The organism is Jeotgalicoccus halotolerans (assembly GCF_003387165.1).
Lineage (GTDB): Bacteria > Bacillota > Bacilli > Staphylococcales > Salinicoccaceae > Jeotgalicoccus > Jeotgalicoccus halotolerans.
The window spans coordinates 559,305-576,774 of sequence record NZ_QUMW01000009.1 but is presented as its reverse complement, the minus strand read 5'-3'; the positions used below and the strand labels follow the sequence as shown (position 1 = coordinate 576,774).

The following is a 17,470-nucleotide window of genomic DNA, read 5'->3' as shown; positions in this document are numbered from 1 at the left end:
AATAAAGAATCTTACATGGAGGTGAGTGTTATGTTTATAGATTACGTATCCGTCCACTTGAAAGCAGGTAACGGCGGTAACGGTCTGGTAGCATACCGCAGAGAGAAATATATTCCGATGGGCGGGCCATCCGGCGGAGACGGCGGTAACGGTGCAGATATTATTATGGAAGTAGATGAAGGCTTAAGAACTTTAATGGACTTCAGATTCCAGCGTCACTTTAAAGCATCCCACGGAGAAAATGGAATGAATTCTAATATGCACGGTAAAAACAGTGCGCCATTAGTATTAAAAGTGCCGCCCGGCACCATAGTTAAAAACTCGGAGAATGGCGAAACGCTTGCCGATCTGATTGAACACGGCCAGCAGGCGGTAATCGCTAAAGGCGGGCGCGGCGGGCGCGGCAACTCCCGCTTTGCTACAAGCCGCAACCCGGCACCGGACTTTGCGGAAAACGGGGAGCCAGGTCATGAGCTCGAAGTCACAATGGAACTTAAAATGATGGCGGATGTCGGTATTGTCGGTTTTCCAAGTGTCGGTAAGTCAACCCTGCTTGGTACTGTATCAAAGGCGAAACCGAAAGTCGGAGATTATCACTTCACTACACTGCAGCCGAACCTCGGCGTGGCACAGACAAAAGATGGAAGAACCTTTGTCATGGCTGATATGCCGGGACTTATTGAAGGCGCATCAGGCGGGACAGGGCTTGGTCATCAGTTCCTCCGTCATATCGAAAGAACAAAAGTGCTCGTGCACGTAGTGGACATTTCTGAAACTGACGGCAGAGATGCTGTTGAAGATTACAAAACTATCCGTCGGGAAATGGCGATGTTCAACGAAGAACTCCTCGAGCGTCCGGAAGTTATCGCTTTAAATAAAGTGGAGTTAATCGATCACGATGAAGAAATAATTAATAACTTTATAGACGGCATTGATTCGGAGAGTGAAATTGTACAAATTTCAGCAGCAACGGGTGAAAATATCGATGCGCTTCTATATAAAGTGGCAGATCTGCTTGAAGAACAGCCGGTTGTTAAAGAAGAGATTGAGACGGAAAGCCGCGTTGTATACCGTCATGAAAAAGATCCTGATAAATTTGAAATTACACGTGATGATGACGGCGCCTATGTTGTATCAGGCGCAGCAATTGAACGTCTGTTCATGATGACAGACTTTAACCGCGAAGCTGCAGTACGCAGATTCGCAAGACAAATGCGCACGATGGGTATCGATGATGCACTCCGCGACCGCGGTATACAGGCTGGAAATATTGTGCGTATTTTAGGCGGAGAGTTTGAATTTGTAGAATAGGTGATCATAAATGTACCAGTATATAAAAGGTAAGCTGACGGAAGTCAAACCAGCTGGAGCGACTGTGGAGACAGGCGGTATCGGGTATTTGCTGCTCGTACCAAATCCGTTCCGGCTTGAACGCTATATCAATACGGATGTAACGATTTTTACAGAGCTCATAGTAAGAGACGATGCACATACGCTGTACGGCTTTACCAGTGAGAGTGAAAAATCAATGTTTAAATCCCTCTTGAAAGTGACAGGGATTGGTCCTAAAAGTGCCTTGGCTATACTTGCTGCAGCAACGCCGAATGAAATAATCAATGCAATAGAACGGGAAGATAATGCTTTTATGCAGAAATTCCCGGGCATCGGGAAAAAAAGTGCCAGCCAGATTATTCTCGACTTAAAAGGCAAGCTGAAGCCGGATGAAACAGCGGATCCTGCTGAAACAGCAGCAGCAGCTGCTGCAGATTCTGTATACGTCGATGAGGCACTGCTCGCGCTTGAAGTTCTTGGCTACTCGAAACGTGAGCTGACACGCATCGAGAAGAAACTTGCAAAAGAAAATATCAGTTCTGTTGACGAAGCAGTGAAGCTTGGACTTAAACTATTACTAAATTAAACGGGGTGAAGTAATGGATGAACGTATTTTGGATGAGCATGAGCACGATGATGAAGCGTCGCTCGAATTATCGCTCCGGCCGGCAAAATTGCAGCAGTACATCGGACAGGATGCGCTTAAAAATAATTTAAGCGTGTTTATCGAGGCGGCAAGAATGCGTGAAGAAGCGCTGGATCATGTAATTCTGCATGGTCCGCCGGGGCTCGGTAAAACGACGCTTGCCAATATTATCGCTGCTGAAATGAACGTTAATATTAAGACGACATCCGGGCCGGCGGTTGAACGAGCCGGTGACCTCGCTGCGATTTTATCCAGTTTAGAACCGGGTGATGTGCTCTTTATCGATGAAATTCACAGACTGCCGCGTTTCGTTGAAGAAATTTTATATTCCGCCATGGAAGATTTCTTTATCGATGTGGTCATCGGTCAGGGCGATGAAGCGAGAAGTATCAGAATCGATTTGCCGCCGTTTACTTTAGTCGGCGCAACGACCCGTTTCGGAAGTCTTTCAGCACCGCTCAGAGACCGTTTCGGGGTACAGCTCAGACTGCAGTATTACGACCTTGACAGCCTGAAGCTGATTATCGAACGGACAGCGGATATTTTTGAAGTGGCGATTCCGGAAAACAGTCTGGACGAGCTCGCGAGAAGATCACGCGGCACGCCGAGAATAGCAAACAGACTGCTCCGGCGCGTCAGAGACTTTTCAATGGTTAAAGGTGAAGAAGCAATTACACTGGATACTACGAATTATGCACTTAAAGTGCTGGAGGTCGATCCGGAAGGCCTCGAACCGGTTGACCATAAAATTATGCGGACCATTATCGGTACATACGGAGGCGGTCCCGTCGGCCTCGAAACCGTTGCAGTATCCATCGGCGAAGAAGTCGTGACACTGAATGATGTATATGAACCGTATTTAATCCAGCGCGGATTTTTGGAACGGACACCAAGAGGGCGTAAAGCCACAGCGAAATCATTTGAATATTTTAAAAATATTGATTTGACTTAAGCTGGTTTAGGAGGAAACACATGAAGTTAGAAGAATTTGATTTTCATCTGCCTGAAAACTTAATTGCGCAGACACCGTTAAAAGAACGAACTAATTCAAGGCTGCTTGCTGTTAATAAGACGACAGGCGAGTTGACCGACAAACATTTTTACGATGTCGCGGATTATTTTAATCCGGGGGATGTACTCGTATTAAATGATACGAAAGTACTGCCTGCAAGACTGTTTGGCATCAAAGAAGAAACAGGCGCAAAAATTGAAATGCTGCTCTTAAAACCGCTTGACGGCGGATACGAAGTACTCATCCGTCCGGCGAAAAAAATCAGTATAGGTACGAGGATTAATTTTGGAGAAGGTAAGCTCGTTGCGGAATGCACAGCGAAATTCGAAGAAGGTATTCATCATATGAAGCTGATTTACGACGGCATTCTGGAACAGGTTCTGGATGAACTCGGTGAAATGCCGCTGCCGCCGTATATTAAAGAAAAACTCGATGATAAAGACCGTTACCAGACTGTCTTTGCACGGGAATCGGGTTCAGCTGCAGCACCGACAGCAGGGCTGCACTTTACCGAGACACTGCTGAAAGAGATTCAGGATAAAGGTGTTGAAATTGTTTATATTACTCTGCATGTCGGCCTCGGAACTTTCCGTCCGGTCGCAGCAGAAACGATTGAAGACCATAAAATGCACAGCGAGTTCTATACGATGACAGCTGATGCGGCAGAAAAACTGAACCGGGCTAAAGATGCCGGCGGTAAAATTATCAGCGTCGGTACGACGAGTACCCGTACGCTCGAAACTATTATGCATGAGCACGGCGAATTTAAAGAAGCCTCCGGATTTACAGATATTTTTATTTACCCGGGCTTTATTTACAAGGCGGTGGACGTCTTGATAACGAACTTCCATCTGCCTAAATCTTCGCTGGTCATGCTGGTCAGCGCATTCAGTTCGAGAGAACATATTTTAAATGCATACGCCCACGCAGTCGACTCGGAATACCGTTTCTTCTCGTTCGGCGATGCGATGATTTTATATTAAAGAGGTGACTACTTTGGCAATTCGCTATGAACATATTAAAACGTGCAAACAGACCGGTGCGCGTCTCGGCAAGCTCCATACACCGCACGGTGTTATCGATACACCGATTTTCATGCCGGTCGGCACGCTCGCAACTGTCAAAACGATGTCTCCGGAAGAGCTTGCTGATATCGGTTCGCAGATTATTTTATCGAACACGTATCACTTATGGCTGCGTCCAGGAAATGACATTGTTAAAGAAGCCGGCGGCCTCCATAAGTTCATGAACTGGGACAAGCCGATTCTGACAGACTCAGGCGGTTTTCAGGTATTCAGCCTGAGCCACCGCCGTAAAATTACAGAAGAAGGCGTCCACTTCCGCAGCCATCTCGACGGCTCTAAATTGTTTTTAGGTCCGGAAGGCGCGATGGATATTCAGCACGACCTCGGCTCTGACATTATGATGAGCTTTGACGAATGTGCAGCGATTCCTTCGACCCACGATTACGTTAAGCAGTCAGTTGAACGCACGACGCGCTGGGCTGACCGCGGTCTCAACCATCATATTAAAAAAGGACACGATAAACACCAGGCGCTCTTTGGCATCGTCCAGGGCGGGGAATATAAAGACCTCCGCGAACAGAGTGCGAAGGATTTAGTAGCAATGGACTTCCCGGGCTATTCCATCGGCGGCTTATCTGTTGGAGAACCGAAACCTGTAATGTACAGAGTGCTTGAAGAAACCGTGAACCTGCTGCCGGAAGATAAACCGAGATATTTAATGGGCATCGGTTCGCCGGATGCTCTGATCGAAGGTGTTATCCGCGGGGTCGACATGTTTGACTGTGTACTGCCGACGCGTATTGCACGAAACGGAACAACGATGACTTCCGAAGGGCGTGTTGTCGTTAAAAATAAAAAATTCGAACGCGATTTTACACCGCTGGATCCGAATTGCGACTGCTATACTTGTAAAAACTACACACGTGCCTATCTCAGACATTTATTTAAAGCAAATGAGATACTCGGATTGAGACTTACTACTTATCATAATCTTTATTTTCTGTTAAACTTGATGGAAGATGTTCGAACTGCAATCTTAAATGATAATTTATTGGATTTTAAAGAAGCATTTTTCGAATCTTATGGATTGAATACTGAAAATCCGAAAAATTTCTAAGCAGGAGGAAATTGCGCAATGGAATTACTCGTAACTTTCGCACCGATAATCGTTTTAGTTTTAGTTATGTATTTCCTAATGATCCGCCCGGCTCAAAAGAGACAAAAAGCGGTACAGGAAATGCAGGCTGGACTGCAAAAAGGCGATGAAGTCATTACAATCGGCGGTTTGCATGGTACTGTAGAGTCTTTCGACCAGAAGCACATGTACTTACGTACTGATGAGTCGGCAGTTCTTAAATTTGACCGTGTCGCTCTAAAAGAAGTTGTAAAATAAATACAAAAACCTAAGTCGGCATTCGTCGGCTTTTTTATTTATCTTTGTAATTTTTAACGTTATAATTAACTCACTGTAAAAACTAGAGGTGTCAACGTGAAAAAGAAATCCAGTAAATTAATTATTGCACTGATGATTGTTGTTGTACTGTTTACAACAATCGCCTTAACGCTTAAAGATGTATTAAATAACGTCAATCTCGGCCTGGATCTCCAGGGCGGTTTTGAAGTTCTATATCAGGTCGAACCTCTTGAAGAAGGAGATACGATTGATGACAGCGCAGTCCGGAGCACAGCTTCGACCCTTGATTCAAGAGTCAACGTGCTCGGTGTGTCGGAACCGAATATACAAATTGAAGATAATAACAGAATCCGGGTGCAGCTTGCCGGTGTCGATGACCAGCAGGAAGCAAGGGAGCTTTTAAGCACCCAGGCTGAACTGACAATTCGCGACGTCGACGATAATGTACTGCTGTCCGGCAAAGACTTAGTCCAGGGCGGTGCGTCTCAGGATTATGATGAGATGAACAATGCCATGGTGTCTTTAGAACTGCGTGACAGCAATAAGTTTAAAGAAGTGACTGAAGAAATTTCACAGCGTCCTTCGGGTGAAAACCTGATGGTAATCTGGATGGATTTCACAGAAGGTGAAGATTCATTTCTAGAGGAAGTGCAAAAAGAAAATCCGAAATTTATCTCTGCACCGACGGTGTCACAGCCGATTAATTCGACTGATGTAATGATTTCAGGCGGCTTTGAAGGCCAGGAGGGCGTCGAACGTGCACAAAATATTTCAGCGCTTCTTAACTCAGGTTCGCTGCCAGTAAAACTCGACGAAGTATACTCTACTTCTGTCGGCGCGCAGTTCGGTGAGCAGGCGCTCGATGAAACTGTTACAGCTGGTCTGATTGGTATTGGGCTTGTATTTCTGTTCATGCTGGTATTCTACAGAATACCAGGTTTTATTGCGGTAATTACACTCAGTGTGTATATATTCCTGACACTGGGCGGTTTTAATGCGATCAGCGGTGTACTGACCTTGCCGGGTATTGCGGCTCTGATATTAGGTGTCGGTATGGCTGTGGATGCAAATATAATTCTGTACGAAAGAATAAAAGATGAACTGCGTATCGGCCGCAGTTTAAAACAGGCATATAAAAAAGCGGCATCATCTTCTTTATGGACCATTATTGATGCTAACCTGACAACTTTAATTGCTGCTGTAGTCCTGTTTATTTTTGGTACGAGCAGCGTTAAAGGATTTGCAACTATGCTCATGCTCTCAATTTTAATGAGCTTTGTTACGGCGGTATTCTTAACGCGGGTGATTATGTCCCTGATTGTTCAGTCGAATTATGCTTATAACAAAAAAGGCTGGTTCGGGGTAAATGCGAAAAGTATTCATAATATCTCTGAAGGTAAAGAGATTGAAGATTTAAGTACCCCATGGGACCGTTTTAATTTCGTTAAGCATGCGAATAAATTTTTTGCCTTCAGTGCTTTACTCGTCGCGGCAGGACTAATTATTCTCTTTGTATTTAAGCTGAATCTTGGAATCGACTTTACAAGCGGTACAAGAGCAGATATTGTGACAGACGGCACGGCGGCAGTTGAAGAAGTCGAAAGTGAGCTTGATAGCCTCGGTATTCCTCCGGAAAACCTGACAGTCTCGGGACCGGATACAATTGTTGCCCGCTACGGTACTGATCTGTCGCAGCAGGAAGTGACTGAGATGCAGACACACTTTAATGAAATGTACGGCAATGAACCTATGATCAGCACAGTCAGTCCGGTTATCGGCCAGGAACTTGCACAGAATGCAATTATTGCACTGATTATCGCTTCTGTCGGTATTATTATTTATGCTTCAATCCGGTTCGAATGGCGTATGGCGCTGCCTGCTGTGCTGGCTCTCTTGCATGACGTGCTGATTATCTTTGCAGTATTTTCTGTCTTCCGCATCGAAGTGGATATTACTATAATCGCTGCAGTACTGACCGTTGTCGGTTATTCGATTAACGACACGATTGTGACCATGGACAGAATTCGTGAAAACAATCGGAAAATTAAAGTGTTCAGAAGCGAAGAAGAGATTAATATTGTCATTAACCGGTCATTAAGACAGACAGCAACACGCTCAATCAATACAGTGCTGACTGTTTTAATCGTGATTATCTTCTTAGTCTTCTTCGGTGCATCGTCGATATTCAACTTCTCGCTGGCCTTGTTTATCGGTCTGATGAGCGGTGTATATTCATCGTTCTTCATTGCAATCCAGCTGTGGGGTGTCTTAAAACGCAGACAGCTTAGAAAATCAGGCGGAGAAATTGTTGTCTATACTGAGAAAGCTAAAAATGATGATAAAGTGGTAGTATAATAATAGTAAATTCAAAACGTCCGGGTGCGCCTGGGCGTTTTTTAAAAAGGTGATAATTATGTTTACATCAAAATATACATGGCAGGTGCGGGAACGCACTGAACAGTTAAGCGAGGATATTAAAAAAGAATATAAATTGAATCATCTGGAAGTAACCTTGCTTGAAAACCGGGGTTATAATACACAGGAGCAGGTGGATGATATTCTGGCGCCGTCAGAGTATAACTGGCAGTATATGCCAAATATTAATGAAGCGGCAGCAATGATTAAAAAACATCTGGACGCGGAGTCCCGAATTTTAATTTACGGCGACTATGATGCGGACGGGATAACCAGCACCGCGATTTTATACGACGCGCTGAGAGCTGAAAATGAAAATGTTTTTTATTTTATCCCGAACAGAATGGAACACGGCTACGGTCCGAACTACGATTTCTTTGAATTCGAAGTCGTCGGGAATACAGATCTTGTGATTACGGTTGACAACGGTGTCGCAGCAGCAAAGGAAATCGCACTGCTCCGTGAAAATAATATCGATACAGTGATTATAGATCACCACGCTTTTGCAGATGAAATTCCGGATGCAGTGATCGTTCATGCCGGTTATCCGGAAAGTAAATATCCTTTCCAGGAACTTGCGGGTGTCGGTGCTGCTTACAAGGTTATCCAGGCTCTTCGTCTCGCTAAAGATGAATATCTCGGACTTGTCGCTATAGGCACAGTCGCAGATATCGTCTCGATGACGGATGAGAATAAATTTCTCGTAACAAGAGGACTCGCTGAACTGAATCAGAAGACGCCGCTCGGTTTATCAACATTATTAAAAATGAGCAATCATACAGGAATAATAGACGAAGAGACAATCGGTTTTACTATTGCACCGAGGTTAAATGCGACAGGGAGAATGGACGAAGCGTCAATTGGTGTGGAACTGTTACTGGCGGATGATGAGAACCGTGCATATGAAATTGCCTCCGGCATTGAAGAACTGAATACCGAGAGAAAAGCACTGGTTGAAACGATTTATAAAGAAGCGGCCGAACAGGTCGATGAAAGTAACGAAATTAATATTGTCGCGGGCGATGACTGGCATCAGGGTGTACTCGGCATTGTGGCATCGAGACTCGTCGACAGGTTCGGCAAGCCTGCGATTGTTATGAGCAGTGATTTTGATGTGTATAAAGGTTCGGCACGTTCAATTGAAGGTATTGATCTCCTCGGTGTTCTGAAAAAATATCCAGATTATTTCAATACGCTTGGCGGTCATTCGCAGGCGCTCGGCTTATCGATCTACGAAGACTCTCTTGATGAATTTAAAAAAACAATAACCGGATATTTTAATGAGCTGAATCTTAACTTAAAACCTGTTCAGTATATTGATTATAAGGTGACGGGTGACAATTTAACGCTGAAAGATTTTGAACGCATCAGAAGATTAAAACCTTTTGGCAAGGATTTTAATACCCCGGTATTTATGATTGCGAATCAGACAGTTAAGAGTATCCGTCAGGTCGGCAAAGACTTATCGCATATTAAAATTACGCTGCAGGAGCTGGATATCGATATTATCGGCTTTAAATTCGGTTTTCTTCACAGCGAAGTGCAGAGCGGCGACAAAATCAGTTTAATAGGCAGGCTGAATATTAACGACTTTAATCATAAGCGCACACTGCAGATGGTCCTGATGGATGCGCGTATTGACGATTTGCAGATTATTGATATGCGTGCTAAAAACGAGCAGGATTTTTCGCTTATTAAAAGCGATGATCTGTTCGTCACGAGCGAAGGTAATGACGGCAAAGAAAATTACTTTACGTACGGGGACCCGCTGCCTATTGCGGTGGATACTGTAGTGCTGCGGGATATTCCTTATGATCTTGAGGAGCTGAAGACAACACTGAAAGGGCTGCAGGCTTCTAAAATTATCGTAATCTTCAACGATAAAAATGAACTGTTTTTTGAAGGGCTGCCGTCGAAACAGCTGATTGAACAGACAGATGAAATTATTATGAATGCGAAGAACGGGGCAATAGATTTATCTATCCATGCGCCACATCTTGCAAAAAGAATAGGCACTTCGATGAGAAATTTAAAAATTATTACCGATATTTTAGCTGATTTGTCACGAATCCGCCTCGAAAATGGTATAGTATATAAGGATGAAGTACAGAGCGGGATCAATATAGAAAACAGTCAATATTTAAAACGCTTAACTACTAAAATTGAAGCCGAGGCAAAACTGAAAATGTCTTCCGGCCAAAATATGAAAGATTATTTACGTACATTAATTACAGCGTAAATTGGAGGAAATTATGGATTTAAAACAGTATGTATCAGAAGTTGAAAACTGGCCGAAAGAAGGTGTCAGTTTTAAAGACATCACTACGATAATGGATAACGGCCCCGCATATAAATATGCAACGGATCAGATTGTAGAGTACGCTGCAGCGAAGGATGTTGACATTGTTGTCGGACCTGAAGCACGCGGATTTATTATCGGCTGCCCGGTTGCTTACAGTATGGGTATCGGTTTTGCACCGGTGCGCAAAAAAGGTAAATTGCCGCGCGAGGTACTGGAATACGAATACGATCTCGAATATGGTACAAATGCACTGACGATGCATAAGGATGCTATCAAGCCGGGACAGCGTGTCCTCATTACAGATGACCTGCTCGCTACCGGCGGTACGATTATGGCGACAATTAAACTGATTGAAGAGATGGGCGGCATTGTAGCCGGAATCGCTTTCCTGATCGAGCTTAAATATTTAAATGGAATGGAATTGCTCGATGGTTATGATACAATTTCATTAATCACTTATGAAAGTTAAGAAAAGCCTGTAAATACAGGCTTTTTTCTATAGGTCTTGTTTCTTTAGACATTTATTTGTAGTATTATTATTTTATATCTAAATTTTCGGAAGGGTGGCGTGACCATGAATAAGGAATACCCGTATGAAGCACAAGATGTTTTTAATATGTGTAGTGAATATCTCGATGACAGCGATTTGCAGATGATAAAAAAAGCATACGAGCTGGCACGTGAAGCACATGAGGGACAGTTCCGTAAAAATGGTCTGCCGTATATCGCACACCCTGTACAGGTTGCAGGAATTTTAGCAGAGCTGAAACTCGATGCACCGACTATTGTCGCAGGATTTCTGCATGATGTCGTTGAAGATACTCAGTATACATATGATGATTTAATCAGTATGTTTAATGAAGAAGTGGCAATTATTGTAGACGGTGTGACTAAACTTGAAAAAGTAAAATACCGCTCCCATCAGGAGCAGCAGGCTGAAAATCACCGCAAACTGTTTATCGCTATAGCGAAAGATATCCGCGTAATATTAGTAAAACTTGCCGACCGCCTCCATAACATGCGGACACTGAAAGCAATGCCTGAAGAAAAACAGGTGCGTATTTCGCGGGAGACGCTTGAAATATATGCGCCGCTGGCCCACCGCCTCGGTATTTCAAGCATTAAGTGGGAACTTGAGGACACAGCACTCAGATACATAGAACCGGGACAGTATTTCCGTATTGTCAGCCTGATGAAAAAGAAACGCAGTGAACGGGAAAATGTTATTGATGAAGCAATCAAAAAAATAGATTCGGAACTTGACTCGAGTTCGATAGAGCATAATTTATCCGGCCGCCCGAAACATATCTACAGTATTTATAAGAAAATGCAGAAGCAGTCGAAGCAGTTCGAACAGATATTTGATCTGCTTGCCATTCGCGTACTGGTCAACGATGTGCGGGATTGTTATGCGGCGCTCGGAATTATTCATACAATCTGGCGCCCGATGCCTGGCAGATTTAAAGATTATATCGCCATGCCGAAGCCGAATATGTACCAATCGCTTCACACGACTGTAGTCGGACCAAACGGCGATCCGCTGGAGATTCAAATCCGCACCCATGAAATGCATGAGATTGCAGAACATGGTGTAGCCGCGCACTGGGCCTATAAAGAAGGTGTCGATGCGAACAAAGCATCACTTGATGCAAGGCTTGACTGGTTTAAAGATATCGTCGGCAATGAAACCGATAATCCCGATGCAGAAGAATTTATGGCGGCGCTGAAAACAGACCTTCTCAGCGACAAGGTATATGTCTTTACACCGGATGGCGATGTTATTGAACTCCCTCAGGGAGCGATTCCGATTGATTTTGCCTACCAGGTTCACTCCGAAGTAGGGAATAAGATGGTCGGTGCCAAAGTGAATGGTAAAATCGTACCAATTGACCATGAGCTTGAAACCGGCGATATTCTCGAAATCAGAACGAGCAAGCAGTCATACGGACCGAGCATCGACTGGCTGAAAATGGTCAAAACATCCAGTGCCCGCAATAAAATCCGGTCTTTCTTCAAGAAGCAGGACCGCAAAGTAAACATTGAAAAAGGCCGGCAAGCTGTTGAGCTTGAAATAAAAGCGCGCGGTTATAATCCGGATGATGTAATTCAGGATGATAATGTGTCAGGTGTGCTCGAACGCTATAATCTGCACGATGAAGATGATCTGTTTGCGATGATCGGTTTCGGCGGAGTTACAGCAAACCAGGTGACAAACCGTCTGCTTGAGAAAATTAAAGAAGCTGAACAAAAATCGAATCAGATTGAAGAAATCGACCGCACACATCATTATAAAGAAATAACAACTGAATCCGGCGTATATGTCGAAGGCATGGATAATATGCTGATTAACCTGTCTAAATGCTGCAATCCGATTCCAGGGGACGATATTATCGGTTATATAACGAAAGGACACGGCGTCAAAGTCCACGTCGTTACCTGTCCGAATATTATCCATGAAACCGAGCGTCTGATCGATGTCGAATGGGTCGGCAATAAAAATGTAGATAAGAGATATCAGGTGGATCTCGAAATTACAGGCTACGACCGCAACGGTCTTGTAAATGAAATTTTAAACTTAATTTCCAGCCTGAAAGTCCCGATTACACGTGTGAATGGCTTAGCTGATGAAACAAAACAGGCGAGAGTGAGTTTATCTATTATGGTTCCGAATAAGCACGAATTGTATCGTGCAGTCGACAGAATTAAACAACTAAAAGATATATACAGCGTTGAACGCGTATTTAAGTGAGGTATAAGAGATGAAAATCATTTTACAGAAAGTTTCCCACGCGCTGGTTGCCAACAACGAAATGTATAATGAGATTAACGACGGCTACTGCTTACTGGTGGGCGTCAGTAAAACATCTACAGAGGAAGATGCACGCGTCCTTGCAAGAAAGATTGCGAATGCCCGTATTTTTGAAGATCAGGAAGGCAAGATTAATTTATCGATTAAAGAAGTCGGCGGCGAAATTTTAAGTGTGTCCCAGTTCACTCTGTATGCCTCCACCCTGAAAGGCAATCGTCCAAGTTTCACAGAAGCAGCTTCCGGTGAAGATGCAAGAACACTTTACAAGGTCTTCAATGAAGCGCTGCGCGAACACGACCTTGTTGTAAAAGAAGGGTTTTTCGGGGAACATATGGACGTAAGGCTGATTAACGATGGACCAATCACTATTATTTACGAAGCCCGGGATGGTAAAATCATCTGATGGATTCAATTAAAGCAATCTTCAAAAAATCGGCTGATGCAATCGGCTATTTCCTGAAATATAAAAAGCATCTGTATATTAAACCGCTCTTTTTTATCATTATTGCGCTCGGTATTGTCCTGCTGTCGGTTTATGTATATAAAAATGTTATACATGAACCGGAAGAATTAATTACGATGGACTTTTCAGAAGCCGATGATGAAGTGAGCTACGATTTCAGCGGCACGACAGTTGCCCTCGATCCCGGACACGGCGGCGAAGATCCCGGTGCACCGAGTAAATATGGCGAAAATGAAGACACAATTGTCTACTCAATTGCCTCTATGCTTGAGCAATCCCTCACAGAAGCAGGGGCAAAAGTCATTATGACCCGCGGCGCAGATGAAACCGTGAGTCTCGATGACCGTAAAGTCGAGGCGGATTTATTTATCAGCCTGCACAGCGACGCTTTTGATGACCCTGCGATTTCAGGCTTTACGACCTTTTATACTTATCCAAACCAGGAAGCCTTCGGTGAACATTTAAATGCAGCGCTTGACGAGCATTCGCTGCTGTTTAACCGCGGCAATCAGGTCATGCAGTACCAGGTCGTCTGGCAGCTTGATTATCCCGGAGTTTTAATTGAACTCGGTTACCTGAGTAATGAGTTTGATGATTATATATTAAATCAGGAAGATTATCAGGACGAAATGGTCACAGCTATTATGGAAGGTATCGACAGTTATTTAAAGCGATAGCTTGACAAAGATAAAAAATCTGACTATTATAAAGAGAATAATTCAACTTAATACCTTTACTTCATGGCGAAGAGAATATCTATAATGAGGCACAGAGAAATTCACCCAGGCTGAAAGTGAATGCTCCAAATGATATTTGCCGACACTTTGCTAAAGAAGCTGTATATACAGCGGTCACAGCCGTTATCTGTTGATAGAGCACTTTTGTGCTGAACTTAGGGTGGCACCACGACCATTTCGTCCCTTATACCGTTTCCCGGTATAAGGGATTTTATTTTTTATAAAAAATTCAGGAGTGATGATAATGATACAGGTACCGAGAGGAACACAGGATATATTACCGGAAGAATCTTATAAATGGCAGTATATTGAGAAAAAACTGCACGAGATTGCAAAGAATTATAATTATGAAGAAATCCGTACACCGATGTTTGAATCAACAGACCTTTTTGTCCGGGCAGTCGGCGGCTCTACTGATATTGTGAATAAGGAAATGTATACATTTAAAGATAAGGGCGACCGCAGTCTGACGCTTCGTCCAGAAGGAACGGCGCCTGTTGTGCGCAGTTATATTGAAAATAAAATGCAGCACAACGTTGAGCAGCCGGTGAAGCTTTTTTACCTGGCACCGATGTTCCGCTATGAACGCAAGCAGAAAGGGCGCTACCGCCAGTTCGTTCAGTTCGGTGTTGAAGCAATCGGGGTTGAAGACCCGCTGATCGATGTGGAAGTCTTGAGTATGCTTATGAATATTTACCAGTCCTTCGGCCTTAAAAACCTGAAGCTTGTAATTAACTCAATCGGTGATATCGAGAGCCGCAACGAATACAATAAAGCGCTGGTTGAACACTTTTCACCGCGCATCGATGAATTCTGCAATGACTGCCAGACACGTATTAATACGAATCCGATGCGCATTCTCGACTGTAAGGTAGACCGAGATCACGAGCTCGTTAAAACAGCACCGCGCATGTATGATTATTTAAACGATGAGTCAAAAGCTTACTTTGAAACTGTTAAAGCGAAACTGGATAAACTTAATATTAATTATGAAGTGGATTATAATCTGGTGCGCGGTCTAGATTACTATACGCACACAGCTTTTGAGCTGATGAGCGATGCCGAAGGTTTCGGTGCTATTACGACTCTGTGCGGCGGCGGACGTTACAACGGACTGCTCGAGATGATGGACGGGCCGGATAAATCCGGAATCGGTTTTGCACTCAGCATCGAACGTCTGCTGCTTGCCCTTGAAGCTGAAGGGATTGAAATTCCGAAAGCCAAAGGCATCGATCTTTATATCTGCACTATGACTGATAAAGCACGGAATGCTGCAGGAACGCTGCTCCACAAACTGCGCAGCCGCAACATCAGTGCGGATATGGATTATGAAAACCGTAAATTGAAAGCACAGATGAAAGATGCTGACAGAAAGAACGCCCAGTATACTATTGTGCTCGGTGAAGATGAGCTTGACAGCCGTCAGGCCGACTTGAAAAATATGGAGACGGGTGAAACCATTAAATTATCGTTCGACGATATAATTAATACACTGGAGGAATTGTAGATGACAAGAATATATTCTAATGAAGTTACACTTGATACAGCAGGCGAAACAGTTCATCTGCAAGGCTGGGTGCAGAAGCGCCGCGACCTTGGCGGACTGATTTTTATCGACTTAAGAGATAAGAACGGTCTGATTCAGGTCGTCTTTAACCCGGACGTTTCCAAGGAAGCACTGAAGATTGCCGATAAAATCCGTACCGAGTATGTTGTGGATATTAAAGGTACAGTTAAAAATCGCGATGAAAAACAAGTAAATAAAAATATAGCATCCGGCGAAATTGAAGTTTATGCAGAAGAAATTGAGATTCTGGCTAAAGCAAAAACACCGCCTTTCCAAGTAAGCGATGATAATATCAATGAAGATACGCGTCTGAAATACCGCTATATTGATTTGCGCCGTCCGAAACTGCAAAATATATTAAAAACGCGGTCTATAATTAATAAAGCGGTCAGAGACTTTTTAGCGGAAGAAGACTTTATGGATATTGAAACGCCTGTGCTGTCAAAATCGACACCGGAAGGCGCGCGCGACTATTTAGTGCCGTCGCGTGTCCACCCGGGAGAGTTTTACGCGCTGCCGCAGTCTCCGCAAATCTACAAGCAGCTGTTAATGCTTTCCGGCATGGAGCGTTACTATCAGATTGTTAAATGTTTCCGCGATGAAGACCTCCGTGCTGACAGACAGCCGGAATTCACACAGATAGATATTGAAAAATCTTTTACTGACCAGGAAGACATTATCGATATGAACGAGCGTCTGATTCAGTATGTAATGAAGACGGTAAAAGGGCTTGATATCCCAGCACCTTTCCCGCGTATTACGTATGAAGATGCAATGGCGCGCTACGGTGTGGATAAGCCGGATACGCGCTTTAATCTCGAGCTGCAGAATTTAAACGAGTTCAGCAGCACTGCTGATTTTAAAGTATTTAAAGCAGCTGTTGAGGCCGGCGGTTCTGTGAAAGCCATCGTTGTGCCTGGCGCAGCGCCGGATTATTCACGTAAGGATATCGATAAGCTGGAAGCATTCGTTAAAAACTACGGAGCTAAGGGACTCGCCTGGATGAAAGTAAATGAAGAAGGCATGCAGGGACCGATTGCGAAGTTCTTTGATGACGGCAAGAAGCAGGAATTGACGGAGACTTTATCGTTAAATACTGATGACCTCGTCTTATTTGTTGCAGATAAAGATTCAGTTGTACATGCCGCTCTCGGCAATCTGCGCAACAAGCTCGGCAAGGACTTAGGTTTAGTCGACAAAGATCAGTTTAACTTTATCTGGGTGACCGATTGGCCGTTATTCGAATACGATGAAGACCTCGGCCGCTATTTTGCAGCGCACCATCCGTTCACATCACCGAAGCGTGAAGATATTGATAAACTTGAAACTGCACCTCATGAAGTGAAAGCCAATGCTTACGATATCGTCTTGAATGGTTATGAACTCGGCGGCGGCTCAATCCGCATCAGCGATGCCGAGCTGCAGGAGAGAATGTTCAGAGCGCTCGGTTTCACAGATGAAGAACGCGACAGCCAGTTCGGCTTCCTGATTGAAGCCTTCCAGTACGGTGCGCCGCCGCATGGCGGGATTGCATACGGTCTTGACCGTTTTGTAATGCTCCTGACGGGTTCGGATAATATCCGCGACGTTATCGCGTTCCCTAAAACACAAAATGCGAGTGATTTAATGATGGATGCACCTTCGGATGTATCCAGAGAACAGTTAAAAGAACTGCATATAGACGTAGAAGTTGAAAAAGACTAGAAGAATTGGTTAAACTGAGATTGTACAATCTCAGTTTATTTTTT

Annotated in this window: 14 protein-coding genes; all 14 read left to right on the top strand. The window is 44.0% G+C overall.

Annotated elements, in window-relative coordinates:
* The first annotated feature begins 30 nt into the window (after window positions 1-30).
* Entirely contained in the window at window positions 31-1,311 is a 1,281-nt protein-coding gene (obgE, locus tag DFR63_RS04145) for a GTPase ObgE (protein ID WP_115884762.1), read from the top strand.
* 10 nt (window positions 1,312-1,321) lie between these two features.
* Window positions 1,322-1,918 (top strand): Holliday junction branch migration protein RuvA, encoded by a 597-nt coding sequence (ruvA, locus tag DFR63_RS04140; protein WP_115884470.1) that lies wholly within the window; start codon window positions 1,322-1,324, stop codon window positions 1,916-1,918.
* Window positions 1,919-1,931: 13 nt separating this feature from the next.
* Window positions 1,932-2,930, top strand: a complete 999-nt coding sequence (gene ruvB / locus DFR63_RS04135) for a Holliday junction branch migration DNA helicase RuvB (RefSeq protein WP_115884469.1) — start codon at window positions 1,932-1,934, stop codon at window positions 2,928-2,930.
* 20 nt (window positions 2,931-2,950) lie between these two features.
* Window positions 2,951-3,973 carry a tRNA preQ1(34) S-adenosylmethionine ribosyltransferase-isomerase QueA gene (gene queA / locus DFR63_RS04130; RefSeq protein WP_115884468.1) on the top strand — a complete coding sequence of 341 codons (1,023 nt, stop codon included), beginning with the start codon at window positions 2,951-2,953 and terminating at the stop codon, window positions 3,971-3,973.
* A 13-nt stretch (window positions 3,974-3,986) separates the two neighbouring features.
* Window positions 3,987-5,132, top strand: coding sequence for a tRNA guanosine(34) transglycosylase Tgt (gene tgt / locus DFR63_RS04125; RefSeq protein WP_115884467.1), 1,146 nt, complete (start codon window positions 3,987-3,989; stop codon window positions 5,130-5,132).
* 18 nt (window positions 5,133-5,150) lie between these two features.
* Window positions 5,151-5,408 (top strand): preprotein translocase subunit YajC, encoded by a 258-nt coding sequence (gene yajC, locus DFR63_RS04120; RefSeq protein ID WP_115884466.1) that lies wholly within the window; start codon window positions 5,151-5,153, stop codon window positions 5,406-5,408.
* Between the two features lie 96 nt (window positions 5,409-5,504).
* A complete protein-coding gene (gene secDF, locus DFR63_RS04115) occupies window positions 5,505-7,784 on the top strand; it encodes a protein translocase subunit SecDF (RefSeq protein WP_115884465.1) in 2,280 nt (759 codons plus the stop codon).
* Between the two features lie 58 nt (window positions 7,785-7,842).
* Window positions 7,843-10,083 carry a single-stranded-DNA-specific exonuclease RecJ gene (recJ, locus tag DFR63_RS04110; protein ID WP_115884464.1) on the top strand — a complete coding sequence of 747 codons (2,241 nt, stop codon included), beginning with the start codon at window positions 7,843-7,845 and terminating at the stop codon, window positions 10,081-10,083.
* 13 nt (window positions 10,084-10,096) lie between these two features.
* A complete protein-coding gene (locus tag DFR63_RS04105) occupies window positions 10,097-10,615 on the top strand; it encodes an adenine phosphoribosyltransferase (RefSeq protein ID WP_115884463.1) in 519 nt (172 codons plus the stop codon).
* Between the two features lie 105 nt (window positions 10,616-10,720).
* Entirely contained in the window at window positions 10,721-12,895 is a 2,175-nt protein-coding gene (locus tag DFR63_RS04100; protein WP_115884462.1) for a RelA/SpoT family protein, read from the top strand.
* A gap of 10 nt (window positions 12,896-12,905) precedes the next feature.
* Window positions 12,906-13,358: a D-aminoacyl-tRNA deacylase gene (gene dtd, locus DFR63_RS04095; RefSeq protein WP_115884461.1), complete on the top strand. Its 453-nt coding sequence runs from the start codon at window positions 12,906-12,908 to the stop codon at window positions 13,356-13,358.
* Window positions 13,358-14,095 carry an N-acetylmuramoyl-L-alanine amidase family protein gene (locus DFR63_RS04090; RefSeq protein ID WP_115884460.1) on the top strand — a complete coding sequence of 246 codons (738 nt, stop codon included), beginning with the start codon at window positions 13,358-13,360 and terminating at the stop codon, window positions 14,093-14,095. The genes dtd and DFR63_RS04090 overlap by 1 nt, the downstream gene beginning before the upstream one ends.
* A 304-nt stretch (window positions 14,096-14,399) precedes the next feature.
* A complete protein-coding gene (gene hisS, locus DFR63_RS04085; protein ID WP_115884459.1) occupies window positions 14,400-15,662 on the top strand; it encodes a histidine--tRNA ligase in 1,263 nt (420 codons plus the stop codon).
* A complete protein-coding gene (gene aspS / locus DFR63_RS04080; RefSeq protein ID WP_115884458.1) occupies window positions 15,663-17,426 on the top strand; it encodes an aspartate--tRNA ligase in 1,764 nt (587 codons plus the stop codon). It begins immediately after the preceding gene.
* Window positions 17,427-17,470 lie beyond the last annotated feature (44 nt).

Bases quoted from the DNA above. Each gene is read 5' to 3' on its own strand.
- obgE (WP_115884762.1), top strand. From the start codon at position 31: ATGTTTATAGATTACGTATCCGTCCACTTGAAAGCAGGTAACGGCGGT.
- ruvA (WP_115884470.1), top strand. From the start codon at position 1,322: ATGTACCAGTATATAAAAGGTAAGCTGACGGAAGTCAAACCAGCTGGA.
- ruvB (WP_115884469.1), top strand. From the start codon at position 1,932: ATGGATGAACGTATTTTGGATGAGCATGAGCACGATGATGAAGCGTCG.
- queA (WP_115884468.1), top strand. From the start codon at position 2,951: ATGAAGTTAGAAGAATTTGATTTTCATCTGCCTGAAAACTTAATTGCG.
- yajC (WP_115884466.1), top strand. From the start codon at position 5,151: ATGGAATTACTCGTAACTTTCGCACCGATAATCGTTTTAGTTTTAGTT.
- recJ (WP_115884464.1), top strand. From the start codon at position 7,843: ATGTTTACATCAAAATATACATGGCAGGTGCGGGAACGCACTGAACAG.
- DFR63_RS04105 (WP_115884463.1), top strand. From the start codon at position 10,097: ATGGATTTAAAACAGTATGTATCAGAAGTTGAAAACTGGCCGAAAGAA.
- DFR63_RS04100 (WP_115884462.1), top strand. From the start codon at position 10,721: ATGAATAAGGAATACCCGTATGAAGCACAAGATGTTTTTAATATGTGT.
- dtd (WP_115884461.1), top strand. From the start codon at position 12,906: ATGAAAATCATTTTACAGAAAGTTTCCCACGCGCTGGTTGCCAACAAC.
- DFR63_RS04090 (WP_115884460.1), top strand. From the start codon at position 13,358: ATGGATTCAATTAAAGCAATCTTCAAAAAATCGGCTGATGCAATCGGC.
- hisS (WP_115884459.1), top strand. From the start codon at position 14,400: ATGATACAGGTACCGAGAGGAACACAGGATATATTACCGGAAGAATCT.
- aspS (WP_115884458.1), top strand. From the start codon at position 15,663: ATGACAAGAATATATTCTAATGAAGTTACACTTGATACAGCAGGCGAA.